General features: G+C 70.8%; 1 protein-coding gene. It reads right to left on the bottom strand.

The window, feature by feature from the left end; genetic code table 11:
* Positions 1-129: 129 nt before the first annotated feature.
* Positions 130-555 (bottom strand): flagellin (locus AC0L3A_RS40910; RefSeq protein ID WP_473256605.1); only part of this gene is annotated, 426 nt, incomplete at its 5' end.

Genomic DNA, 555 nt, shown 5'->3' with positions numbered 1-555 from the left:
GGGGGGGGGGGGGGGCGGGGGCTCCCCCCCCCCCCCCCCCCCCCCCTCCCCCCGCCCCCCCCCCCCCCCCCCCCCGCGGGGGCGCCCGCCCCCCCCCCCCCCCCCCCCCCTCCCCGGATGGTCCGAGGTTTAGCGGAACAGCGACAGGATGCTCTGGCTGCTGTTATTGGCGATCGAGAGCGCCTGCACGCCAAGCTGCTGCTGGACCTGGAGGGCCGACAGCCGGGTGGACTCCTGGTTCATGTCGGCGTCGACGAGCTGGCCGATACCGCGGTCCACCGAGTCCATCAGCGACTTCACGAAGTCCGTGTTGGTCGAGAGGCGGTTCTTGACGGCACCGAGATTGGCGGCGGCCGAGGCAACCGAGTTGATGCCAGCGGTGACCTGCGCGATGTAGCCATCGAGCGTGGTCTGGTCAGCTGCCGAGTCGGTCAGTGCGGAGATGCTCATCGTGTCGATCGACGGAGCGGTCGAACCAGCCGTGTCCAGAATGCCGCCCTGCGCCGAGGTGTAGAGCGAGTAGTTGGCGGTCGTCACGGTGATGGAGCCGATGGT

It is taken from the genome of Bradyrhizobium sp. MI1.3 (assembly GCF_055811695.1).
Note: the sequence above shows the minus strand (reverse complement) of the source record. Positions and strands in the feature narration are given on the sequence as shown.